This window comes from Nostoc sp. UCD121 (assembly GCF_014222285.1).
Lineage (GTDB): Bacteria > Cyanobacteriota > Cyanobacteriia > Cyanobacteriales > Nostocaceae > Nostoc.
Map to the genome: position 1 here is coordinate 1 of NZ_JACKZS010000102.1, position 26,564 is coordinate 26,564.

At 41.3% G+C, this 26,564-nt stretch carries 10 protein-coding genes; 1 reads left to right on the plus strand and 9 read right to left on the minus strand.

All coding sequences use genetic code 11. The features are described 5' to 3' along the window. Positions 1-7,164 (minus strand): non-ribosomal peptide synthetase (locus GNF10_RS20810; protein ID WP_185607211.1); only part of this gene is annotated, 7,164 nt, incomplete at its 3' end. A gap of 2 nt (positions 7,165-7,166) precedes the next feature. Then, a complete protein-coding gene (locus GNF10_RS20815; protein ID WP_185592369.1) occupies positions 7,167-12,707 on the minus strand; it encodes a non-ribosomal peptide synthetase in 5,541 nt (1,846 codons plus the stop codon). Between the two features lie 685 nt (positions 12,708-13,392). Here GNF10_RS20815 and GNF10_RS20820 point away from each other — a divergent pair. Next, a complete protein-coding gene (locus GNF10_RS20820) occupies positions 13,393-13,530 on the plus strand; it encodes a hypothetical protein (RefSeq protein WP_185607212.1) in 138 nt (45 codons plus the stop codon). Positions 13,531-13,543: 13 nt separating this feature from the next. Here the strand turns inward: GNF10_RS20820 and GNF10_RS20825 are convergent, their stop codons facing one another. From GNF10_RS20825 to GNF10_RS20855, 7 genes are all read right to left on the minus strand, one after another. Next, positions 13,544-15,538 carry an ABC transporter ATP-binding protein/permease gene (locus tag GNF10_RS20825; protein WP_185587963.1) on the minus strand — a complete coding sequence of 665 codons (1,995 nt, stop codon included), beginning with the start codon at positions 15,536-15,538 and terminating at the stop codon, positions 13,544-13,546. A gap of 230 nt (positions 15,539-15,768) precedes the next feature. After that, complete coding sequence (locus tag GNF10_RS20830) at positions 15,769-17,181, minus strand: MFS transporter (protein ID WP_185583402.1); 1,413 nt, start codon at positions 17,179-17,181, stop codon at positions 15,769-15,771. 272 nt (positions 17,182-17,453) lie between these two features. Further along, positions 17,454-22,061: a non-ribosomal peptide synthetase gene (locus tag GNF10_RS20835; RefSeq protein WP_185583404.1), complete on the minus strand. Its 4,608-nt coding sequence runs from the start codon at positions 22,059-22,061 to the stop codon at positions 17,454-17,456. 84 nt (positions 22,062-22,145) lie between these two features. Then, positions 22,146-23,477 (minus strand): MBOAT family protein, encoded by a 1,332-nt coding sequence (locus tag GNF10_RS20840; protein WP_185607213.1) that lies wholly within the window; start codon positions 23,475-23,477, stop codon positions 22,146-22,148. A gap of 241 nt (positions 23,478-23,718) precedes the next feature. After that, positions 23,719-24,852 (minus strand): hypothetical protein, encoded by a 1,134-nt coding sequence (locus GNF10_RS20845; RefSeq protein WP_185607214.1) that lies wholly within the window; start codon positions 24,850-24,852, stop codon positions 23,719-23,721. 10 nt (positions 24,853-24,862) lie between these two features. Then, positions 24,863-25,351, minus strand: coding sequence for a GtrA family protein (locus tag GNF10_RS20850; protein ID WP_185607215.1), 489 nt, complete (start codon positions 25,349-25,351; stop codon positions 24,863-24,865). Between the two features lie 53 nt (positions 25,352-25,404). Further along, positions 25,405-26,564 (minus strand): glycosyltransferase family 39 protein (locus tag GNF10_RS20855; RefSeq protein ID WP_185607216.1); only part of this gene is annotated, 1,160 nt, incomplete at its 5' end.

The following is a 26,564-nucleotide window of genomic DNA, read 5'->3' on the forward strand; positions in this document are numbered from 1 at the left end:
CCCCTGCTCCCTGCCCCCTGCTCCCTGCTCCCTAATAATTTGAGTGGGTTGTCCATCAACTGTGATGAAGTTAGTGCGTAAAGCTTCGTGGCGATGAATAATTTCTCGCAAACTTTGTTCTAAGACAGTTTGATTCAGAGTTCCGACTAGACGCAAAGCTATAAGTAAGTTGTAGAAAGCACTATTTGGGTTTAACTTGTCTAAAAACCACAAACGCTGTTGAGCATAAGACAGTGGTAATTCTGCATCCCTTGCCCTTGGTAAGATGGCTGATACCGTTAGATCCTGTTGCTGCAACTGTTGAATCTTTTGGGACAATTGGGCAACTGTTGGGTCAGCAAATAAGCTACGCAATGGTAGTTCTACTTTCAAGCTGGTACGCACGCGGGAGATGAGTTGCGTTGCTAGTAACGAGTGTCCTCCAAGCTCAAAGAAGTTATCATGTATACCTACAAGCTCTAATTTGAGAACTTGCGCCCAAATTAGTGACAGGATTTCTTCGATTGGGTTACGTGGGGCAACATATTTGTCCAATAATTGACTGTGTAAATCAGGTTCCCTCAATGCACGACGGTCTAGTTTACCGTTGGGGGTAAGTGGTAAAGCTTCCAAGATAACTATTGCACTTGGCACCATATACTCTGGTAACTTTGACTTCAGGAAGCTACGCACTTCGCTTACAGTGAGTGTACTTCGACCTCTGTGCGAGACGCTACGCAAACGCTCGGTATAGGCCTGCTCTTTTTGCGGCACAATGTAAGCGATTAGGCGTTTATCACCTGGTGTATCTTCGCGGACAACCGCACAAGATGCCTGTATATCACTTAGTTGACCCAGTACTGCTTCAACTTCGCCCAACTCGATGCGGAAACCCCTCACCTTGACTTGGTTATCGATGCGTCCCAAAGATTCGATGTTACCGTCAGGTAAATAGCGTGCTAAATCCCCAGTTTTATATAATTTACTCCCTCCTGCCGACGCTCGCGGACTCGCTAACGCTGCGCTATCCTCAAACGGATTAGGGATAAATTTCTCTTGTGTTAACTCGCTTCGGTTGAAGTAACCTTGTGCTAAGAGAACACCAGCAATGTATACTTCTCCAGGTACACCAATAGGTACAGGCTGTAGATACTTATCCAGGATGTAAATTTGCGTGTTGGCAATGGGTCGCCCAATCGGAGGCAGTAGCGGCCAAGTCTGGACTGAATCATTCAGAGTAAAACTGGTGGCTAAATGGCTTTCTGATGGGCCGTACTGATTGTGCAATGTACAATCACTGAGTTTGCCCAACCAGTCAGAAATAGCCCCAGTAATCTGCAACTGTTCCCCGGCAGTAATGATTTCCCGCAAATGACTATTAACTAATTCACCACCAACAGCAACTTCAGCTAGTTGCTGTAAACCAACAAAGGGGAGAAAGATTCTTTCTATTGCTTTTTGTTGGAGAAAACTTAACAAAGTTGAGGCATCTCGGCGTAATTCCTCAGTTATTAAGAACAATGTGCCGCCAGAACACCAAGTAGTGAAGATTTCTTGAAAGGAGACATCAAAGCTAATCGAAGCAAATTGCAGGGTTTTTGCTCCACGAGCAATTTTTAGATTGTCCCGATGCCACAATATATGGTTGCAAAGGGCAAGCTGATTCATGGCTATACCCTTGGGTTGACCTGTAGAACCAGAAGTATAAATTATATAAGTTAAGTTATTGGCTTGTACGCCAGAGATAAGATTGTCCTGACTGTACTGGGAAATCAATCCAGCGTCAGTATCCAAACAAATAAGCTGTGCTTGATGCTGGGGTAGTCGATTAAGGAGTGACTGCTGGGTTAGCAACACTCTTGCTTGAGCATCTTCTAAGATAAAGCTCAAACGCTCAGTTGGATACTCTGGGTCAAGTGGCACATAAGCCCCACCCGCTTTGAGAATCCCCAGTAATCCGATGACCATCTCTAAAGAACGCTCTACACACAACCCAACCAGGGTATCTGGTTTTACACCCAATGAGCGCAAGTAGTGGGCCAACTGGTTAGCGCGGTAGTTTAATTCATAGTAAGTAAGCTGTTGGTTTTCATATTCCACTGCCACTGTATTGGGTGTCAGCTTCACCTGCTCCTCAAACAACTGATGGATACACTTATGTAGTGGATAATCTACTTCTGTATTGTTCCACTCGACAAGTAACTGCTGTTGCTCAACTTCTCTTAGCAGTGGCAATTGAGAAATTTGCTCTTTCGGATTAGCAATAATACCTTCAAGTAAGGTAACAAAATGACCTGTCATTCGCTCAATAGTGGATGCATCAAACAAGTCAGTGTTATATTCCCACCACCCCATTAGTCCAGTAGCAGTGTTTTCCATCGATAAAGTTAAATCAAACCTGGAAGTTGTGCCTTTTATTGGCAATCTACTTACAGTCAGCCCAGTCAGTTCTAATTCAGATGTGGGCGCATTCTGGAGGGCAAACATTACCTGAAACAGTGGTGTATGACTGAGGTCTCGCTCTGGCTGCAATGCCTCTACCAACATTTCAAACGGTAAGTCTTGATGAGTGTATGCCTCCATTGCCATTTCGCGGACACGAAGGAGTAATTCGCTAAAACTGGGGTTGCCTGCCAAGTTAGTCCGCATGACTAAAGTGTTGACAAAAAAGCCAATTAACCCTTCTATCTCACTGCGATCGCGGTTAGCAATTGGCGAACCCACCAAAATGTCTTCTGTACCTGTATAGCGGTAGAGTAGGGTATCAAAGGCTGCCAACAGGGTCATGAAGAGGGTACAACCTTGCTCTTGGCTGAGTTTTGTCAGCTTACTAGTTAGTTCAAAAGAAAGTGCAAACTCTTGATATGTCCCGTGGTAAGTTTGCTCTGCTGGTCTAGGCCGGTCTGTGGGGAGCGACAATAAAGCTGGTGCGTCTTTTAGTTGTTGTTGCCAGTAACTCAACTGGCTTTGTAACACTTCCCCTTGCAACCACTGTCTCTGCCAAATTGCAAAATCTGCATATTGAATCGGCAGTGGCGCTAACGGTGACGGCTGACCTTGAGCATAAGCATTGTACAGCGCTGCTAGTTCTTGGACAAACACACCCATTGACCAACCGTCACTAACAACATGGTGCATACACACTAACAAGACGTGTTCCGTCTCCGACAACACTACTAATGTCGTCCTAATTAATGTTCCTTTTGCCAAATTGAAAGGTTGAGTAATTTGTTGTTGCGTTAATTGTTGACTAGTAATTTCTTGTTCGCTTACTTCGGCTTCGCTCAGTACAAGTGTGGATAAATACTTCAAGTCAACAACTGAAACTGTCCAATTGGTTTCTGTTTGAATAATTTGAGAAGGTTTTCCATCAACTGTAATAAAATTGGTGCGTAAGGCTTCGTGGCGATGAATAATCTCTTGTAAGCTTTGTTCTAGGGCTGCTTGTTTCAAATTTCCTACTAGACGCAAAGCCATAGGAATGTTGTAAAAGGCGCTGTTCGGCTCGAACTGATCTAAAAACCACAAACGCTGTTGTGCATAAGACAGTGGTAATTCTGCATCCCTTGTCCTTGGTAAAATGGGCAAGGAAATTAGTTCTAAGTCCTGTTGCTGTAACTGCCCAATTGATTGTGCTAATTCTGCAATTGTCGCTCTTGCAAATAACTCACGTAATGCTAGCTCTACTTTAAAGCTGGTGCGGATACGTGAAAGCAGTTGCGTTGCTAGTAACGAGTGTCCCCCAACTTCAAAGAAGTTATCATGTATGCCCACTCGCTCTAGTTTCAGTACTTGTGCCCAAATTTGTGCCAGCATTTCCTCAATGGGTGTGCGTGGGGCAACATATTTTTCTAGTAGTGTGCTGTCTAACTCATGTGTTTGCAGGGCGCGACGGTCTACTTTACCGTTAGAGGTGAGGGGTAAGGATTCCAGCAGCACAAAAGCACTTGGCATCATGTACTCTGGTAGCTTTGCCTTGAGAAACTGACGCAGTTCTAGGACTGTTGGGGATTGTTCCACCTGCGGTACGACATAAGCCACTAAACGTTTGTCGCCCGGTTGATCCTCTCGTACTATGACTACAGTTTCCCAGATGGCTGGGTGTTGCACTATTAATGCTTCAATTTCGCCCAACTCAATGCGGAAACCACGAATCTTGACTTGGTTATCGATGCGTCCCAAATACTCTAACTCGCCATTGGGTAAATACCGCGCTAAATCACCTGTTTTATATAATTTTGACTTGTTAAATGGGTTGGAAATAAAGCGTTCTGCTGTAAGTTCAGATCGATTGAGATAGCCGCGTGTCACCCCTTCGCCGCCAACGTACATTTCACCAGGAACGCCAATCGGCAGTGGTTGAAAATATTCATCCAGCACATATACCTGTAAGTCAGGTATTGGACGACCAATTATACTAGCTGTGTGATTCAAATCAGCTTTGCTCAATGGGCGGTAAGTGACGTGTACAGTGGTTTCCGTAATCCCATACATATTCACTAATTGGGGCATTTGGTCGCCATGTCGCTCAAACCAAGGTTGTAAACTCTTGATTTCTAAAGCTTCTCCACCAAAAATTACTAGGCGTAAGTTCAATGAAGAGGCAGGGGGCAGGTGGTCACTGAGCGTAGTCGAAGTGGAGCAGGAGGCAGGGGGAAATGAAACAGAATTCCTGCTGTCGAGCGTAGCGAAACATGGCTCACAGTCTCCCGCTTCTGCTAAGTGGTTCTCGTTCTCTTGGGGTAGAATCCCCATCCCCCTTGCTCCCTGCTCCCTGCTCCCTTGCCTCTTCGCCTGTTCTACTTGAATTAACTGGCGAAAAGCGGAAGGTGTTTGATTGAGAATTGTGACTTGCTCTTGACACAATAATTGATAGAAAGATTCCGGCGATCGCGTCACTAAATATGGCACTACTACCAGCCGTCCACCATACAGCAAAGCACCCCAAATTTCCCACACGGAAAAGTCAAAAGCATAAGAGTGGAACATTGTCCACACATCTTGAGCGTTGAAGTGATACCAAGCGTCTGTGGCTGCAAATAGACGCACTACATTTGAGTGATTAACTAAAACGCCTTTGGGCTGACCTGTGGAACCAGAAGTATAGATGACATAAGCTAAATTATCGGTTGCTGCGGTATTTTCTGGGTTTAACTCGCACTCTTGAGCAATTTTTTCCCAGTCGCTATCTAAGCAGACAAGATGCGCCTGATGTTGAGGAATAGACTCTACTAATTGCTGTTGTGTTACCAGTACTTTAACTTGAGCATCTTCGAGCATAAAGCGCAAACGCTCAGTCGGATATTCAGGGTCAAGTGGCAGATATGCTCCACCTGCTTTAAGAATACCCAACAGCCCTACAATCATTTCTAAAGAACGCTCTACACACAGACTGACCAGTACATCGGCTCCCACGCCTAAAGAGCGTAAGTAATGCGCCAATTGGTTAGCGCGACAGTTCAATTGCTGGTAAGTCAACTGTTGATTACCAAACACTACTGCTACAGCATCGGGGGTACGCGCTACCTGCTCCTCAAATAAATCATGGATATACTTATCGTGGGAATAATTGACTTGAGTGTTGTTCCACTCCACCAGTAATTGATGACGTTCTGCGATCGCCAACAGTGGTAATTCTGCAATTGGCGCTTTGGGATTGGCAACAATTGCTTTGAGTAAAGTTTGAAAATGTTGGGCTAGGCGAGTAATTGTAGCCGCATCAAATAAATCAGCACTGTAACTCCAAACACCCTCAAGACCGGATGAATCTTCCCAGTAGTCCACTTCCAGGTCAAACTTGACCATTTGATCAACTGGCAAGGACATATTCTGGATAGTTAAACCTGGCAAATCCCCAAAAGACAATGGAGCGTTCTGGAGGGCAAACATCACCTGTACTAGAGGATTATGACTCAAATCTCTCTCTGGCTGTAGCTTTTCCACCAACATCTCAAAAGGTAAGTCTTGGTGGGCATAAGCTGACAAGGTTGTTTGCCGCACTTGCGCTAAAAAGTCAGCAAAGCTGGGGTTGCCAGAGAGATCACCCCTTAATACTAGGGTATTAGCAAAAAACCCCATGAGCTGCTCGACGCTCTTGTTGTTGCGGTTAGCAATTGGGGAGCCAACAACAATATCTAACTGACCACTGTAACGAGAGAGCAAGACTAAAAAGGCTGCCAGTAAAGTCATAAACAACGTTGCGTCTGACTCTTGGCTCAACTGTTTGAGGCGTTGCGTGAGGTCGCGATCGAGTTTAAAACGCTCAACTCCACCTCGGAAGCTCTGAACTGGGGGACGTGGCCGATCGCTAGGCAGTTCTAGTATCAAAGGTATATTGGCTAACTGTTTTTGCCAGTAAGCTAGTTGGCGATCGCGGACTTCACCTGTGAGCCACTGGCGTTGCCAAAAGGCAAAGTCAGCGTATTGGATGGATAATTCAGGTAGTGGGTTGGGCAATCCTTGAGTGAAAGCTGCATATAGCTGAGATAACTCACTAAAGAAGATGTTCAAAGACCAACCATCGTAAATAATGTGGTGCATCTTTAACAGCAGTACATACTCTTGGTTACTCAGTTGGAGTAGAGTGAATTGTACTAATGGCCCAACAGCCAGATCGAAGGGCTGGGATGCTTGAGAATTGATCAATTGCCGAATCCGGTCAGTTTGCTCGCAATCTGACAATCCTTGCAAATCATAGACTGGCAAAGTTAAGGCAGTAGGAGAAGCAATTACCTGGACAGGTTTTCCATCTATTGCGGGAAAAGTTGTTCTTAAGACCTCATGGCGACGAATGAGTTCACTTAGACTCTGCGAGAGCGCAACTATATTCAGCAAGCCATCTAGCCGCAGAATCAGTAGCATATTATAAGAGCGGCTGTCGGGCGAGAGCTGGTGCAAAAACCAGAGTCGTTGCTGTGCAAAAGATAGCGGTAGCTCACCATCCCGTGGCACTGGTTGAATCGACAACTGATGAGCAGCTTTAATCTGCTTTGCTTGCTGTAAGAATAGAATAATTTCTGTTTTACGAGCAGCTATTTTCTGACGCAGTGTTGGAGTTAATACCCCTTCAGGTGCATGACAACGCAAGCGAACCTCTTCCAAAGGCGCTCCGCTAACGCCATCGAACTCTAATTCAATACTCAAGCTTGTCAGGTGACGAACGAATTCAACAATGCTGTTAGTCATGGTCAAAACTCCACTACCTCGCTACTGACTTCTTTAATTGATAATTTTGTTACCAAATTCACTACTTCTATGTAGGCTGCTATCCCAGCTACTGTGGGAGACTCAAACATCGTCTGTATAGATAAATCGAGTCCAAAAGCTGAGTTGATCTCTGAGAGGACTTGAGTAGCTAGTAGAGAATGACCACCTAGTTCAAAGAAGTTGTCATTAATGCCAATGCGTTCAACTCCTAAGACTTGATTCCAGATTTGAGCGATTTGAGCTTCAATCGGGGTGCGAGGTAAAACAAAGCCAGTAGAAAGATTTCTCGTAGCTGTATCAGGTGAAGGCAGGGAGCGGCGATCTACCTTGCCATTTGGTGTCAGGGGTAGAGCATCGAGGAGAACAAAAGCACTTGGCATCATGTAATCAGGTAGCTTTTGTTGGAGATATTCACGCACCTGCGGTACTAGCTTCTGAACCAACTTGCCGCGTAGCGGATTGTTAGTGTAGTCAGTCCAAGGTTTAGTAGTGAATGCCTTTGTATCCCAAAAAGCGCTCGTCCTATCTACTTTGTGGCGGCAGAACACCACATCGAATGAACCATCTTGACTACTCTGCCACCAACTGAGGTGGACACTATAACCGAGTTGCTGCCCCAACTGGTAAAACTGCTCTGGATTGACCCCAACTGCTGGCTGTTGTGCTAATATTTGGCGCAGTTGTCCCACTGTTTCGACATCAGGGGAATTTTCCAGCCATTGCCAAATCTGTAGTGCTTGCTGCACCCGTTGATTAGGTATACCCCTAATTCCTAACAATTCTGGCTGTTGTTGCAGTTGATGTTGAATTTGTGTAAATGAAAGCTTGTCTAATTGCCAGTTTAACCAAGGAACGGTAATTGCTTGAACATCAACACCAACATGGAGGGTGACATCATAGCGGAATTGGGTTAGCTCATTTTGAGCGTAACCACGTTTGGGCTGAATCTCCACCCAAGTAATTTGGGGAAAACGTTGTTTGAGAGCAATGAAGAAACTAGGATCGATGAGCAATTCTTCTTCGGCGGTGACACTAGAGTGTACCATTCGCTGCCATTGCTCAATACTTCTTTCTGGAGGGGCTTGAGACAACTGCACTGAGGCATGGAATGGCTCCAACAGAGGCAAGGAGCGGACATCCCCGACGAATAAAGTACCTTGAGCGCCAATTGACGCGATCGCACCATTAAGAACCTGCAACAGATACTCTACACTGGGGAAGTATTGCACTACTGAGTTGACAACTACAGTATCGAACTTTCCTTTGGGGATGTCTGCAAAGTTATCCGCCATTTGGTGCAGCAACCGCACATTATCTAGACCTGCCACCGTTTTACATACCTGCTCAACGTGCGCTATTGCGGCGCTGGAATAATCGCATCCCCAATACTCTTGGCAGTTTGGAGCAACGCGAGATAGCAGTAACCCAGTTCCACAACCAATTTCTAATACTCGCTGCGGTGACACCGACAGGATGCGGCTGACTGTATTCTCAACCCATTCCTGCATTTCCCAATCCGGGATAGGTTGCTTGGTGTAACTACTGTTCCAACCACTAATATTGAACGTTACGTCATCTGCGGATGCTTGAGGTTGACTGTATGCTTGTTCATAAAGCCTTTGCCAGTCACTAACATACTCGCTCTGCCATTGAGCAAGCTGCTGGGGTAATGTTTGACGATCAAGAGCCGGGACTAAGTAAGCTACCAGACGTTTCTCACTCTTAGTATCAACTCTGGGAACGGTGTCATAATCAGCAAATAATCGTTGATAGAAAGGTGTTTGCCGAAAATTCTTCTTATAGTGATAGGAAACATATTCAAAGTTAATAATTTCTCCATTCTTTTTCAGCAAACAACCTTTAATTGCATAATCTGGGTTAAGATTGTTTTCACAAAGTGACCTCGAACAAACTGCTTGAATGACATCACCGTAATCAACCTCAATTCCTGGTTCAAATACTGGGAAATAAACAGGAAGCCAGCAATGCTCATGTTCGAGAATATCTATTTCTTCTCCAGCAATAGTATGCAAATTCAGCCAGACTAAGAAGCCATCCATTCGCCCCTTTTTTTGAATTTGAAATTTCACTTCATGGGAGAATTTTGGACTAATATATTCATTAAAGTTCAAGTCTTCCAAAACATCTACAGTGGATATAACATTCGCTTGGGGAAATTTCTTAATACATACCCTTAAGTCAAATGGATATCCGACTTGCTCAAAGATTTCTTTGGAGTAATATGCGGGAGTTTCAGCAAATTTGGGGTTGTGTAATATTTCATCTGGGAGAGTGACAGCAGCCATCTTAGTCACACTTCTTTCAGGAATCATCAACCCGTTAGGCTTGAGAAATCTTCTCGCGTTATTAATAATTACTGCTGCTCCTTCAGATCCACCAATTGCTCCCACAATTTCGGAGACGCAAACATCAGCGAGTTCTGGAATATCAATTAAAGTTGCATCTCCATGAATAACTGTGATTTTTTCTGCTAAACCTAACTTTTCAATACAAGCTCTTGCTTGGCGATAGGTTTCCTCATCTCTTTCAATTGCGTAAATTTTCTTGGCACCTCCTTCGACACAAAATCTGGATAAGATTGCATCTTTACCTGTGCCAATTTCAACGACTATTTTATCTTTGACTAGTTGATTAATGGCGATTTTATAACTATCGTTGCGTCGATGGTCATTGGTCATAGCGTAATACAGTAAGTCGTCATAGACATAGTATTCGGCTATAGATGGCCATATTTCTATTTTGTCGGTTGATATTTCTAGTTTCTCTGATGATTCGAGTTTTTTGTATTGGTCTTCCCATGCGATGACTACTGCTTCCCGTACTTCAGGTACCTGGGATAGCACAGCTTCAATTTCTCCGAGTTCTATGCGGTAGCCACGAATCTTGACCTGATAATCGATACGGCCAAGAAACTCGATGCTGCCGTCACTTAAATAGCGTGCTAAGTCTCCAGTTTTGTAAAGTCGGGAATGCCGCTCATCGCTAAAGGGATTAGAGATAAATTTCTCGTTGGTCAACTCTGGTCGGTTGAGATAACCTCGTGCTAAACCCGCACCACCGATGTGCAATTCTCCTGGTACACCAATCGGCACTGGCTGTAAATGCGAGTCTAAGATGTGGATTTGTGTGTTGGCAATTGGACGACCAATGGTAACTTTCTCGTCTTCAAGAGTACATTTTGCAATTGTGGCGCAGACGCTAGTTTCTGTCGGCCCGTAAGCGTTAAAAAAGTTTCTCCCAGCAGACCATTTTTTTATCAGTTCAGCAGAACAAGCTTCACCGGCGACAATAATTGTTTGCAATGATGGGAGTTCTTCATCTGGCAGGACTGCCAATGCCGATGGTGGTAGGGTGACATGGGTAATGCTATGGTCGCGTAATCGCTCAATTAACGGCATACCCGGCATTAGAGAGTCTTTTGTTCCTAAATAAAGTGTTGCCCCTGATGCCCAAGTCATCAAGATTTCCGATATACAAGCATCAAAATTGAAGGAGGCAAACTGGAGAACGCGACTAGAGGAATCTACACCAAAAGTTTGAATCTGAGCTTGAGCTAAGTTGCACAATCCTTTATGCTCAACCATTACACCTTTGGGTTTACCTGTGGAACCGCTCGTGTAAATCACATTTGCTAGATGAGAAGCCGTGACTTCAATAGTCAGATTCTGCTGGTTGTTCTCGCCAATTTGTGACCAGATTTGATCTATAAATACCAGCTTTGCTTGATTTGGGGGTAGTTTATCTAGGAGTCGCTTTTGGGTCAGCAGTACCGGAACTTGAGTATCTTCCAGTATATGGCTCAGACGCTCAGGAGGATATTCTGGGTCAAGTGGTACATACGCTCCACCCGCCTTGAGAATCGCCAATAGAGCGATCGCCATTAATAGCGATCGCTCCACACACAACCCTACTAGTACATCTGCTGCCACGCCCAAAGACCGCAAGTAATGCGCTAATTGATTAGCTTGAGTGTTCAGCTGGTGATAGGTAAGTTGTTCATTTTCAAACACCACTGCTACTGCATTGGGGGTACGAGCTACCTGTGACTCAAACAACTGATGGATACACTTATCTTGAGGATAATCGACCTGAGTATCGTTCCACTCCTCCAACAATTGATGATACTCTGTTGGACTCAACAGTGGTAATTGTGAAATCTTCTGCTGTGGATTAGCAACAATACTTTCAAGCAAGGTCACAAAATGTCCTGCCATGCGTGTGATTGTCGTTGCCTCAAACAAGTCAGGATTATATTGCCAGCACAGTTGCAACACTCCCTGAGCTTCCATCACCATTAAATTCAGATCCAAGTCGGCACCCCGTTGATGTCCGAGCAAATATGGCTCCATTTGAAGCACTTGTTCTCGACTGTGCAATGAATTCTCTGTTGATTTGCACCAACGGTGTGCTTGCCAAGTGAAACTAACTTGACACAAAGGAGAACGACTAGGATCTCGCTGTGGCTGGAGTTGTTCTGCTAAGAGAGAGAAAGGGTAATCTTGATGCTTTTGGGCTTCTCTAACTGTCTGGCTGACTTGAGCAAGAAGTTCGTTGAATGTGGCGTTTTCCTTAATAGAAACCCGTAAAACGTTCAGGTTGACAAAGTAACCAACTATCTCTTTGAATTCTTTACCCCACCGACCTCTCATCGGGCTTCCTATGAGGATGTCTGTTTGGTTAGTGTAGCGGTGAAGTTGGACGTAAAATGCTGCTAGCAGAATCTGATAAAGGCTTTTTCCAGAGGCTAAAGCTAGATGTTTGAGTTTTGGAATTAACTGTTCATCCAGCTTTGAAATATGTGCTGCTTCTTGATAAGTCTTTATTGGAGGGCGGGGTTTGTCTGCGAGCAAATTCAAAATTGGCAATTCACCGGCTAATTGTTCTTGCCAGTATTGCCAAAGTTTTTCTCCCCTGGAACTCGATAGCATTTGTGACTGCCATCGGACAAACTCTAGATAAGATATATTCTTGGTCAAAGAATCTGCCGCGGCTTCTGTCTGCTCTTGACTCACTTGCTCAATTTCATTAGCATACAAAGCTTGAAATTCACTCAGCAGTATATCAAAAGACCACATATCACCTGCAATGTGGTTCATTGTGAGCAAGAGAATGTGTTCTTTTGCTGAACGAGTAAATAAATTAACCCTCAGAACTGAATCTTTTTCTAAGTTAAAAGGGCGGTCAGTTATAGCAAATATTTTCTCTTTTAAGTAATCTTCACTCCAATTGCTAGCATCTGTTACCTCAAGATTAAAATTATATTGTTCATTAATTTGCTGAAGGGGTTTGCCTTCATGACTAGTATATGTGGTTCGAAGAATAGGATGGTGTTCAATAATTTTTTCCCATACACGATTGACAGCAACAATATTTAAATAAGAATTAATTTTTACAGTAATAAACATATTATAGACAACGCTCTTTGGATCAATTTGGTATATAAACCACATTGCTTGTTGACCGTATGAGAGCGGGTGGCTTGTTTTTACAATTCTGTTCATTGAAGTTCCTTAAAATCCCGATGAAAAATCTTTCAAGTTTTTATCTATAGGATGTTGTGCTTAAGTTTGAAACATAGACACTTAATGAAAAAAGTAATTTCTAAGAAAGTTGATTTAGTTCTTGTCCCAGCGCTGCGATCGCAGCAGAACTAATTCCTGATATGACTGATAACTTTACTCTTTTTTGATAAAGACTAATTTATCGTTGAAACAAGTTTGCTTCTTTTACATTAATATGCTGAGAATTTCCATTCCACTAAATAATAATCTCAGCTTCCTCAATAAAATGCAATAGCATTTTTAACAATTAATTGGACAGTTAAGACAGTTAAGAAACTTAAGAAATAAATTACCAAAAATAAATGTTATTTGCAAAAATTTAAGGCTCTCCAGAAACTAGGTTTTTACCTAGATAGGATAAAGGCTTGAGATTCTTTTTCGCAGATGTCTAATGAGGAGTCTCAATGGGAGCAACGCGATTTTCTGAAGTCAGGCAAAAAATGAGCGATGCCTACGGTGGTCACTGAGCAGAGTCGAACCATGCCCTACGCGAACGTGGAAGCAAGCTACGCGCAACGTCTCCAAGAGTTGTGCGGGCTACGCCTACGCAAAAATATATAGCTAAACTTCATCTATGTTGAAACTTAGAGTTTTTTAAAAGATATATTGATGTAGGTTGGGTGGAGTGAAACGCAACCCAACATTACCACCAAATTTTATGTTGGGTTACGCGAGCGCTGCACCCAACCTACATAACTATGGTTCTCAAGGTAGACGAGGTTTAAGTAAAAAGTTATCTTTTTGGGTGCGACCTAAACTCTAAAATTGTCGAACCGCTAAACTCTCAGCCATTTCAACACACTTGGGTTCTTGTCATAGCGGTACGTCAAGCCGTCCTTAGTAGTAATAGAATCTCCTTTGCTTGCCTTACTTCTGATAGTGCTAATGGAATAATTAGTTAATTCACTTATTTCCTTATGAGAAAGCTTTTCAATTGTGATTGTTTCTGTCAATCTTTGTGATTGATTTTGCGGCTCATTATTAGGCGTACTTTGAATATTTATTGTTTTTTGATTTCGATAATCCTGAACAGTCACAAGTTGCCAACTTGAATCTTGTGCAAGTTCTAAAACCCATTGATGATAATTAAAGAGACTTTCCCGATGTCCAACACTGATAAAAGTTGTTTTTGTTTCTTGTAATTGTTGATATAAATTACCTTCATTTTTCAAATCCAAAGCACTCGTTGCTTCATCTAAGATAGTGAAGCTCGGATGAGTAACTAATAATCGTGCAAAAGCAAGGCGTTGTTGTTCTCCCAACGATAGGATATTCTCCCAAGGGACTTCTGCATCAAAGCCGCCAACTTTTTTCACCAAATTTTGCAGGTTAACTTCTTGCAAAACATCTTCGAGTTCTTGATTGCTGACTTGACGAGTTGTCTGCGGATAAAGTAGTTGTTCGCGTAAAGTTCCCAAAATGATATAGGGACGTTGAGGTAAAAATAAGACTTGTTCGAGAGGAGGTCGCAGCAGACGACCCGTTCCCGTATTCCACAAACCAGCGATCGCTCTTAACAGAGAACTTTTACCTCGTCCACTCGGCCCAACAATCAATAAGCCTTCTCCTGGTTGAACAGAAAGTGACAAATTTTCAACGATCACTTGTTCATGGTTTGGCGTTTGTAAGGTAACATTCTCGAAAGCTAAACGGTTTTCTTCTATTGTTTTAATAGTACTGACATTCTCTGGTTGTTTGGTAACTGCTTCTAACGCATCTGAAAACTCAGATAAACGCTCAACATAACTGGAAAATCGCCCAGAAGTCCCAAATTCTCTAATTAATGTTGCCATAGCTGAGGCAAACTGGTTACAAGCTACACTAGCTTGAACAACTTCTCCGAAATCAGCTTGACCACTCATATATAAAGGTGCGAGTACCAGATATGGGAATATTTGGATAGCAGACTTATATGCTCCGTCAAAAAGTTCTTGATTATTCTCCCAATTAATCTTGCGTTCGACATTTTTCAAAAGATTAATAAATCTTCGTTGAATTATATTAGATTCTTGATTTTCTCCCTGAAAAAAAGCTATTGATTCAGCGTGATTACGAACATGAGTCAGAGAATAACTGTATTCTGCTTTGAGTTCTAGTTCCTCTTGATTAATTTTATTTAATTGTTGACCCAAATAAATAGCAATCAAATTGCCTATGACTGTATAAATAATCAGAACAGTTGCAATAAATTGGGAAATTGACCAAAGGATTACTAAAAAAGTTGTCATTTCCAGCACTTTTTCTAGGAAAATAGCTGAAAAACTCAGAGCATTACTGGTAATGGGTTCGATTTCTTGTGATATTCGTTGATCTGGGTTATCAATATCGGATTTAAAGTTGATTTTATAATAGGCACGATTGTTCAAATATTTTGATAATATGTGATTATTTAACCATTTGTACCAATCAAGAGCGATTTTTTTCCTAACAAGTTTAGAAAATCCATTTAAGATTGTTATGCAGACAAGAGCAGCGGCGAAAACTACTATTGTATTAATAAAGTTAGGATAATCTTTCTCTTCAATGACATCGGTTATATAGCGAGTAACGAAGCTATTAAAGGCAGTTACGCCTACTAGCGTGATTATTAATAAAATCAGGAGAATCAGCATCCCCCATATCCGAATCACGTCTGGAAATACTCTTTCTCCGGACTCTGTTGGATACCAGTAAGGCTGAACGATCGCTCTTACATTCTCCCAAAATTTCTTAGAAGCCGGAGGAGAAGGATCATTCTTTAAGGATTGATCACGAGAAACTGTAGTTGCCATATTCTAAAATAAGCTGAACATCTTTTTTGGATTGAAATACAGAAAAATTTAAATGATTAAACAACACAAGATTTGATACAGAGTACAAATTTAAATCTAAATCTAAATTTTTTTGAATTTATGAACCAAATTAATAATTAGCTATTTTAAAAATAGTGAATTTGAAAAATAAAATAATAATTTGGCAACTATTAAAGTTTTCAATCAACCACCACTATGCAACGCCAAATTTAGGATATCAAAGAAACTGCGTCATTCTTGCTAGAAGGTGTATCAGCAGCGATGCCTGCGGCGGGCGTAGCCATCGCAACTGCATTACTAACATTAGGTAGTTCATCTTCCACAAACCGTAAGCGAGGGTACAAGTAGGCAATACAGGTTTCTAAAATGGTCAAGGCTCCCATAATCATCAGTAGAAGTCCCATCCCACGACCTGGTCCCACACCGATGATTTGTCCGATGCTTCCTGCTAAAGAACCGTTAGTAGCCATTAATGGTTCAAAAACCTTCTCGGCTAAAGGCCCAATGGTAATGTAGCCTAAAGGGAAAGCGGCCGCTTCAATCGCTCCTTTGATCGCAAAAACTCTACCTTGCACACTAGGTTCTACTTTATTTTGCATCACAGCTTGCGTGGAACTGGAAACGATCGGTTGTGTTAGGAAAAATAAGAAGATACCAACAGTGAAGACTACAAGAGAGGCTTGCAAACCGGCGACGAAAATAAATACGCCACTCAAAAGCATACACCCGTATATGGCATATATGTTGCGTTCTAGTCCTCCCCAGATGCTTACGAGTAAGCCACCTGCTACTATAGCAATGCCAAATAGTGAAAGAATAGTTCCCAAAAAGCTGACTGAAACGAAATTTAAGACTAGTGGGATAGTGATGACATTAATACCTCCCACAATATAAAAGCTGGAAGCCGAGAATAACACTAGTCCCAGCAGTCCTGGTCTAGTGGTCAAATATGTCAATCCGTAAGTTGCTTCACTTAGGAATGAACTTTTTGCAGTTGCAACAGTACTTGTGTTAACTTCCGGGAATCGAACCAGCATCAGGGAGACAAAAGCAATAAATACAGCCGTTACGTGAAACACAATAATCCCTTGGAAATGGAAAATGCTTAGTAAAACGCCTCCGAGAGTTGGTGCAATGATTAGGGAAATACCAAACATCAGACTCATTAGCCCGTTGGCACGGTTAAGATGCTGTTTCGGCACTAGTAAGACTGTTGATGCTGTATAAGCAGGTGTGTGAAAAGCCATGAAAACAGCAGTGAAGGTATTGGCTAGGTAAATGTGCCAGACTTCTAACCGACCGATGACAAATAAAACGCCGATCGCGATCGTTCCCAAACACGCCAAGACATCAGCGATAATCATTGTCTTTCGGCGATCCCACTTATCTACCAGAGGCCCAGCGATCGGGGAAATTAAGATTAGCGGTAGAGTATTGAACAGAGAGACTAAAGCAAACTGGGTAACTGATCCGGTGCGATCGTAAACCCAGATATCTAAGGCAAAGGCAGTGGTACTCGAACCAATTAAGGCGATCAACTGTCCTACCCAAACAATTATAAATAGCCGCATTTCCCGCAAAACAGTCAGCCTTGTTTTTTCCATAATCTGTACGTCTGGCATATAAGTTAAGTACCTAAACAGAATTAATTACACCTATTCTTATTGTGTTCCCCCTGCCCCCTGCTCTTAGAGGATGTTTGAAAAGTTCTATTGGCGGTATCAAAAGTTTTAGATCCCCCTAAATCCCCCTTAAAAAGGGGGACTTTGATTCTGGTTTCCCCCTTAAAAAAGGGGACTTTGATTCCGGTTCCCCCCTTTTTAAGGGGGGGTTAGGGGGGATCTAAAAGTACCTAAAGTCACAGCGAAATACTTTTCAAATAACCTCTTTGTACCTACATTGCACGGCATTGAGAATTATGTCGCTGAAATAGTAAGGAAAGATCAGTCAGGCGGCATTCGGGATTAGTAATTAGAAGCTCAAACAACACTAGAAACTGAGTTACCACACGGCTAATAGTAGTAGCATCAAACAAATCGGTTTTGTAGCACCATTTCCCTTCAATGCTTCCTAATGTTGTTTGTTGAAGATAAATATCCCAATCAAACTCTGCTGTTTGACTTTCAATTGACCACGGATGAACAGTTAAATTTGTCAGTTTTAAATCTGATGGAGGCAAGAAGTTAAACATCACTTGATATAGCAAAGAGTGGCTTGGCTCTCGTTTTGGCTGTAGTACTTCTACTAACTTCACGAAGGGAGTATGTTGGCGATCGCAAGCTGCCAAAAAACATCCGCGCACCTGATACAGCAACTCTCTCAGACTTGGATCGCCACCCAGATATGTACGTATTGGCAATGTGTTAATGAAGCATCCAATAAGTCCTTTCGTTTCCACTTGCTGGCGATTGGCAAAGGGAGTACCCACAATAATATCTGACTGTCCGGTGTAATAAAATAGCACTATTTTAAAGGCTGTTAGCAGAGTCACGAATAGAGTTACATTGTGCTGTTGGCTCAGATGTTTAAGAGCATTTGTTAGGCTCTTAGGGATGATGAAAGTTTGACTTGCACCTTGAAAAGTTCGTACTGGTAAGCGCGGACGGTCAGTAGGTAACTGTAGTAAAAGTGTGCTATTGCCTAGTTGCTGCTTCCAGTAGTTAAGGTCAGACACGAAAGCAGGACGAGCAACCCACTGCTTTTGCCAATGGGCAAAGTCAGCATATTGGATGGGTAAATCGGGAAGCGGTGAGGGTTGACCATGACAAAATGCTTCGTATAATTTTGTCAGTTCCTGTAAAAACACACCCACAGACCAACCATCACAAACCAGATGATGGATAGTTATTATTAGTAAATACTCGGCATCAGAGAGCCGCAGTAGCTTGATGCGTAACAAAGGCTCTTGTTCTAGATCGAAAGGCTGGTTTTTTTCCTCAGTAATAAATTTTTGAGCTAGAGCCTTTCGTTCAGTTTTAGATTCAGAAAGTTTTCGCAAATCTACCGCCGAAAATGGCAATATGGGCTGTTGAGCAATTTTCTGAACCACTTGCCTATTAGCGATCGCAAAAGTAGTTCGCAAAGCTTCGTGACGGCGCACAATTTCCACGAGGCTTTGCGCTAAAGCAGTGACGTTGAGTAAACCTGTCAAGCGATAAGCCAGGGGAATATTGTAGACGGGAATGCCCGGATGCAATTGAGCTAATATCCAAAACTCAAGCTGAGTCAAAGAGATTGGCAACTCTTTGGTGTTTCGAGCTACTGGTTTGAGAGATGGGGTCAAGTCATTTTGACAAGAAGACAGAGGGGGATGAGAGAGAAGATTATTTCTCCCCTGCTCCCCTGCCTCTTTTTGGCGGTATTCTAAAATTTGCCGATCTAGCTCGACTACTGTCGGGTAATCAAACAGACAGCTTATAGGTAACTCAACCTTGAATGTTTCTCGCAACCGAGCAATAACTTGCATTGCTGATAAAGAATGCCCTCCTAATGCAAAGAAGTTGTCGTGGATACCAACTTTTTCCAGTCCTAAAACATCACTCCAGATTGCTGTCAAAACTTCTTCAGTTGCAGTACAGGGTGGAATAAAGTCTGTAGAGATATTACGTGTTTCCCGACTCAAAGGTGCTGGTAAAGCACGGCGTTCTATTTTCCCACTAGGGGTTAGAGGTACATCCAGCAACTTCACAAAAGCAGAAGGTAGCATATATTCGGGTAGCTTTTGTTTGAGATAACAAAGCAGTTCGCTGGTGTCTAGGTGCTGTTTGGGGACAATGTAAGCGACTAGGCGCTTGTTTCCTGGTTGGTCAACTCTGGCGATAACTACTGCTTCTTTTACCTGCGGGTGTGCGACGAGTACGGTTTCAATTTCTCCCAGTTCAATGCGAAAGCCCCGCACCTTCACTTGATTGTCAATTCGACCGAGAAATTCGATGTTGCCATCAGCTAAATATCGAGCGCGATCGCCTGTCTTATACAAACGATTCCCATCATTGGCAATGAATTTCTCAGCCGTCAATTCTGGGGAATTAATATAACCTCTAGCGATCGCAACACCGCCGATATACAATTCTCCAGGAACTCCAATTGGTAATGGTTGCAGATGGCTATCAAGGATGTAGATTTGCGTATTTGCGATCGCTCGACCAATGGGCGGAAGTGGCGACCAACTGCTTGCCACATCTTTTAAAGTAAAGCTTGTTACCACATGGCTCTCCGTCGGCCCATACTGGTTTTGTAGCGTACAATCAGAAAGCTCCTTAAAAAAGTTGACTAAAACAGGGGTAATATGTAACTGTTCTCCTGCTGTCATAATCTGACGCAAAGATGCAGGATAGGATTGAGTAATAGAGGCAGCATGGGCTAATTGCTGAAGGGCGACAAAGGGCAAAAATAGTCTTTCCACTTTTTCTTGAGCAATTAACTGTAATAATGCGAACCCATCTTTCTGTATTTCTGCGGTGATTAAAACTAAGGTTCCGCCGTTACACCAGGTAGAGAAGATTTCTTGAAAAGAGACATCGAAACTGATGGAAGCAAATTGCAAAGTTTTGGCACAACTCAAAGCACTTTCATCGATTTGCCAATATAAAAGGTTCACCAGAGAACGATGACTCATAGCTACACCTTTGGGTTTGCCGGTTGAACCTGAAGTATACATGACATAAGCCAAGTTCTCTGGTGTAACTCCGCTAACAGGATTTTGCTGGCTATTTTGGCAAAAATCCGATGTATCTAAGCAAACTACTGTTAATGGTTGACCAGATAAAGTAATTGATGAATCTGTCAGCAATACCGACGCTTGAGAATCACTCAACATATAAGTTAAGCGTTCTTGGGGCGATCGCGGATCTAAAGGTACGTAAGCACCACCAGCTTTGAGGATTGCCAACAATCCTATTACCATCGATAAAGAACGCTCAACGCAAATCCCTACCCGCACTTCTGGTTTCACCCCAAGTTTTTGGAGATGGTGCGCTAACTTGTTAGCCTGACAATTTAACTGCTGGTAAGTCAGTTGTTGAGATTGGAATGACACTGCTACTACATCCGGTGTCCGTTCCACCTGTTCTTCAAACAACTGAGCGATACATTTGTGAGGATAATCTATTTGGGTATCATTCCATACTAATATTTGGCATTGCTCAGTAGCAGTTAGCATGGATATCTCTGCTACCGTCTGCTCGATGTTTGTAACCATACACTCTAACAAAGTCACAAGATGCCCCATCATCCGGTTAATCGTTTCCCCATCAAAGCGGCTACCATCATAAAGAATGCGTAGAAATAACTCTTGTCCTGGTACAGCGATGACTGTGAGCGGATAATTGGTTTGTTCAATGACTCGCCGTTTAGTAATCTGGATGCTGCCACCTGGATTTGATAAAGACGTATCGTGTGGGTAGTTCTCAAACACCACAATGCTTTCAAACAGGGGTAATTCTGGGGGAATTTCACTAATAGCCTGAATTTCTACTAATGGACACCAAGAATACTGCGATCGCTCCACCTGTTGAGTCTGCAATTGCCTCAGCCATTGCCATAAAGGAGTTGCTGTTGGTACTTTCACCCTGACTGGTAGAGTATTAATAAATAGTCCCACCATAGATTCCACCCCCAACAAAGTGGGAGGACGGCCAGACACAGTTGCTCCAAATAATACCTCAGACTCATCAGTGTAGCGACTGAGTAAAAGCGCCCAAGCAGCTTGGACGAAAGTTGAAAGCGTCAGATGATATTGCTGTGCCTGAGACTGTAAAGCAGTAGTTATAGTTGCCGATAAACAGCAGTGCTGCTCGTGATAGGTTTTTGGTTGTTGTAAATTGTGCGCCTCACCCCAATCTAGTAGCAAACGGGTAGGGCTAGTAAAGCCATGAAGTTGTTGTCGCCAAAAAGTTTCTGCTGCTCTTAAATCTTGTTGCTGTAGCCAATTTATGTAATATCGGTAAGGACGGGGAGTATTTAAATATAAATATTTGCCTTTAAGTAAGGCACTGTAAAATGCAAAAACTTCTTTACAGAGAATTGGCCAACTCCAGCCATCAATTAGCAAGTGATGAAAGCTCCAGACAAATTCGTAACTATCATCAGCGACTCGAATTAAGGTGAAGCGCATGAGTGGAGCTTTATCAAGAACAAAACCTTGAACTCGATCTGTTTGTAAAAAACCTTCTAGACGCTCTTCTTGTTCTGTTGCAGATAAGGAACGCCAATCATAGTTCTGCCAAGGTAACTCTACTTGCTTGCATACCACCTGAAGAGGCTTTTCTTGCTTTTCCCAAACAACAAGGGTACGCAAAACTGGGTGACGCTTCACTACTCGCACACAAGCCTGCTGAAGCACTATAATATCTAGATTTCCAGAGAGCGTTAAACAGAACTGCTCAATATACACCCCAGATTCTGGCTCATACAAAGTATGAAAAAGCATACCCTGCTGCATAGGAGAAAGAGGGTAAATAGATTCAATATTTTTATTTTTAATTATTTCCAGATTGCTCATAATTCGTAATTAAAAAACTACCCATCTTCTCTCTTTCTCTGTGTTTTCTGCGCCTCTGCGGTTCGTTAAAAGAATAATCAAAAACTAAAACTGAAAATAAACAAAAGGTTGAGGACTGATTGCCATCAGTCGAAATATTGCTGAAACCAACACCCCAAATAAAACAGCAAAACTCCAACTAGGAATTTTACGCCACCAATCAGCAAACCAACCCTTATAAGCTGCCCAGTGGAGGATAATTAAAGGTATAAAAATCCATACAATTTGTAGATTGAGATTTTGAGAACCAAGAGAAGTCAAGAACAAAAAAGATTTCTCTACTTGTATAGCACTGCTAAGATCGTTACTTCTAAAGAAGATAGCAAAAACACAAAACCAGTAAAATGTTATGGGCATACCGAGCATCTTTCTTAAAGGTAGTAATGCCTTATAGGGAGCAATCCAATCTGACCATTGTTTTTGAATAACTAAGGCGATGCCATTTAATCCACCCCAAATTACAAAATGCCAAGCAGCGCCGTGCCAGAGTCCTGATAAAAGCATCAAAATGAGAAGATTTCTGTATTTAAACAGTTCTGTGCGTTCAGCTTTTGGCCGCCTTCTCATTAAAGGAACATAGATATAATCTCGTAACCAACTGTAGAGAGTAATGTGCCAACGTTGCCACAAATCAGTTATATTACTGGCAAAGTAGGGAAAATTAAAGTTTAGAGGTAGTTTGTATCCAAGTAAACCGGCTGAAGCGATCGCCATATCTGAATAACCAGAAAAATCGCAGTATACCTGTATTACAAAAGAAATAACAGCAATCCAACAACTCAAGAAAGTATAATTTTCTGGATTCGTAAAATACTGTTCTACTAAAGGCGAAAGATTATCCGAAATGCAGGCTTTCTTAAAATATCCTACAAAAAAAAGCATTAAACACCCCCGAAAATCAACCTCGCTTAAGTTTTTTGGGGTTAGCAGTTGAGGTAAAAACGTAGATGCACGGACAATTGGCCCTGCAACCAGTTGAGGGAAAAAAGTTACAAATAGAGAAAAATCCCAAAAATTTCTCACAGGTTTGAGTTTACCTAGATAGATATCAAGGGAATAACTCAGAGTTTGAAAGGTGTAAAAACTAATGCCTGCTGGCAGAATAATGTTAAGGGTTGTCAGGTTTATAGATAAACCCAAAAAGCTTAATAAGTTGGCAGCAGACTCAGTGAAAAAGTTATAGTACTTAAAAAACCCTAATATTCCTAAATTTGCTACTAAACTGAGTATCAACCATGTTTGACGCTGCTGCTGATTCTGTGGCTTATTCAGCAAGGCATCCCAATTCCAAAAATTTGGAGTTTTTGCTTTTTCTACTACCTCATTGGTGGGAATTTCTTGTCCTACTAAATCACTAACCTGTGGTCTAGATAGCATTAAACCAACAAAGTAATCAATGACTGTCGATAATAAGAGCAAAAAAAGGAAGCGCCAATCCCAAGCACTATAAAAGATATAACTACAGATTAGCAACCACAACTTACGATGATTGTGTTTCTGCAAAGCCCAATAGATGCAGAAAACAATTACGAAGAAAAATACAAACCGAAATTCTGTGAATACCATCTTTATTTACATTGAGCTAATGATTATGTGATATAAGCTGGCTATCCAAATTTTACCTATTCGCAATTTTTTGTCCTGAATTATTTAAATACTCAGTAAATCTTGATGCTAGTAAAAGTGTGAATTCTTGAGCGCCTTGGTGATTGAGATGTGCGCTATCAATTCTACGATTTAATTCATACAAATTAGTAAAATTGTTGACATTATTAAAAGCAAATAAAGTATCTATGTATCCTGAATTGTATGCTTTGTAAAGAGCAGAGTAGTTAGAATCAGCCTCTAGAAGTGGAGGAATAAAAAATATAGCTTCAAGTTTCTTGTTATTAATTTGCTGCTGTTTTTCAATTTGGGAAGAAATATTTTCCATCATTTTCACTCCATATATTGTGGATGTCTTCTTAAATGTGTTTTCTGAATTTAAATTTGCTAATTTTTTTTGTTCATTTTTAAGATTTTTTAGATAAGTATCCAAACCATTTGCTCGGAATAGAGTCTGCCATTTTTCAGCTTTTTTTTGCCAATCTATTGCGTAATATCCAGATTCTTGTAATAGTCTCTCCTCGGATACTTTTGCTAATGGATCTGCATTTGATAAATCTAAATTTAATATTCTTTCCTGCCAGAAAGTAGAAAGCTGACCAAGACCTAGCCATCGATAGATAAAGCTTTGAAAGTTAGCGTATATATATGGAATTTTTGCTTGCCAGTTATCGATTGATGATTCCCAAATTAATTGAAAATTTTCTATAGTTTTACGAGGAGTATGCCAGTATATCTCCTGAGCAGAAGTAGAACCAAAGTTGGTAAATAAGTCAACTGAACAGTCTAGAAATATCCACTTTAAGTTTGCTGGATTTAAATCTAGAATTTTTTGTAAGTAAAAATCTAGTTCTGATACGTTTGCGCCTGCGATACCAAAGTTGAAAGATTTGACACTCTTACCCTCTTTTGTCATGTATTCATCAAATACTTTCGGAACTACGCCAAAGTAAGTAGTACTTGGCCCCAGAAAGATAGCATTGTAATCATCTTTATGTTCAGTAAAATATTGCCATTTAACGCTAATTTCACCAAGATTTTGGATAGTCTTAGAATAGGGTAGAACTGTATTTAATAATCCCGAAGAAAAAAATATAGTAATTAGAAAGATTAAACTATACCCAAACATCACAAATGGTTTTAACATAATTTTTTTCTTAAATATCTACATCTACATCTGTCTTTGTTAATTGCCAGTTCATCTTCAGGTTGAGCCAGAAATTCCAAAGTGTCACACAAGCGATCGCTACCAATTTAGCTATGTATTCATTCACTTGAAATTGATAAAATAGCCAATTTACAATTAGGCTATTGAAAATAAGCCCAACTAAACAAATGAGATTAAACTTGACGAAACGTTGTAATTTTTGACTGATTTTTTGTTGAAAAGATACATCACCAAACGTCCATAAATCATTCCATATAAAATTATTAATAATTGCTATTTCTGTGGAAAGCATTGCACTTAGAGTTAACGATAAAAATAATGAGCTATGTAAAAAGTAGAATGCCCCCAAGTCTACAAATACTCCACTAAAACCAACTACAGCGAAGCGAATGAAGCGGCTAAAAAGCGCCGAATGAAGATAAAAGTAGACTTTATCTATCAGAAAAATAATATTAAAATATTCAAGATGTTGCTTCATTCAGTTTCTACTCTTCTAATGTTTTTTATTGAGACTGCTACAATCAGTAATATTCACATTTTTTGATTTTTATCGAGTTGCCAAAATCCTTCAAGTGGGTAGATTAGTTTCAGGAAATTACTTTTATCCTCCTCAAGTTTATGAGCTAAACTATTTTCCAGGTCGTCAACAAAGAAAATAGATTTATAGTCTTGAGCCATTATTGGTAACTGGTCATTTTGTATAGTAAGTAAGCGAATATTTGGCTCTAAATTATGACTTAAGGTGAGAATAACTCCCAAGTTATAATCATTTTTGCTACTTATCAATAAAATATTATTAGATTGATTAATACGTTGACTCATTGCTAGCAAATTCTTGCCACCTATCTGTGGCCACCAAGTTTCAGACTGAAAAAATCTGACATCAGAAACTAGCCCAAAGGTGAGTAATCCTACCAGAGTGACTTGCCAAAGGTTTTTTTGCCAGTTCTTATCCAAGAAAAGATGGAAAGCTAAAATATAGACTACAGCAATTTGGATGCTGAGGTATAACGGTAACTGATAGCGAAAATGAATAGAGCGAATTCCTCCAAAAATTAGGTCGTAGAAAAGCAATGTTAACCCTGGAAATCCCCCTAATAAAGCAATAAATAAGCTAGCGTTAGTTGAGAGATAATTTGTAAAAAAAATGATTATATAAATTATTAAAAATAAACTAGCTATTATCGTAGGAATACTATAGTATAAAGGGCTTTCCGCAGGTAAATTATTGACCCAAGCATTATCAGAAGCCAAATTAAAATCAAAAAATATTCTGCTAATTCGACTGAGCCAAATCCCAATCAGGTCTAAAGGACTATCTGTTTTAAATTTTATCCATGACAAGAGATTTGTTGCTGTGTGAATCTGGGTAATGATTACCATTAGCCAGGGTAAAAACATCAAGCAAGCTGCGATGGAACTCAGTAGATAATTATGCAGAGTTTTGTTGAAGCGAAACTGTTGCCTAATAACTATATAAATACCATGAGCGATCGCAACCATTACTGTCAATAAATGGGTGTACAATCCTAAAGCTAGGGCGAGAGCATACACAGCCCAACTCAAGTAGCTTTCTCGGCGCATGGCTCGCAACAAAGCAGCACTTGATACTAGAATCGTCACCATCCATAAACCGTATTCTCGTGCATCTTGGGCGAAGAAAATCTGTAAGGGAGAAATCCCCATTACAC

Coding starts and splice junctions, on each gene's coding strand:
- GNF10_RS20815 (WP_185592369.1), bottom strand. CDS start 12,707: ATGAACAGAATTGTAAAAACAAGCCACCCGCTCTCATACGGTCAACAA.
- GNF10_RS20825 (WP_185587963.1), bottom strand. CDS start 15,538: ATGGCAACTACAGTTTCTCGTGATCAATCCTTAAAGAATGATCCTTCT.
- GNF10_RS20830 (WP_185583402.1), bottom strand. CDS start 17,181: ATGCCAGACGTACAGATTATGGAAAAAACAAGGCTGACTGTTTTGCGG.
- GNF10_RS20835 (WP_185583404.1), bottom strand. CDS start 22,061: ATGAGCAATCTGGAAATAATTAAAAATAAAAATATTGAATCTATTTAC.
- GNF10_RS20840 (WP_185607213.1), bottom strand. CDS start 23,477: ATGCTATCTAGACCACAGGTTAGTGATTTAGTAGGACAAGAAATTCCC.
- GNF10_RS20845 (WP_185607214.1), bottom strand. CDS start 24,852: ATGTTAAAACCATTTGTGATGTTTGGGTATAGTTTAATCTTTCTAATT.
- GNF10_RS20850 (WP_185607215.1), bottom strand. CDS start 25,351: ATGAAGCAACATCTTGAATATTTTAATATTATTTTTCTGATAGATAAA.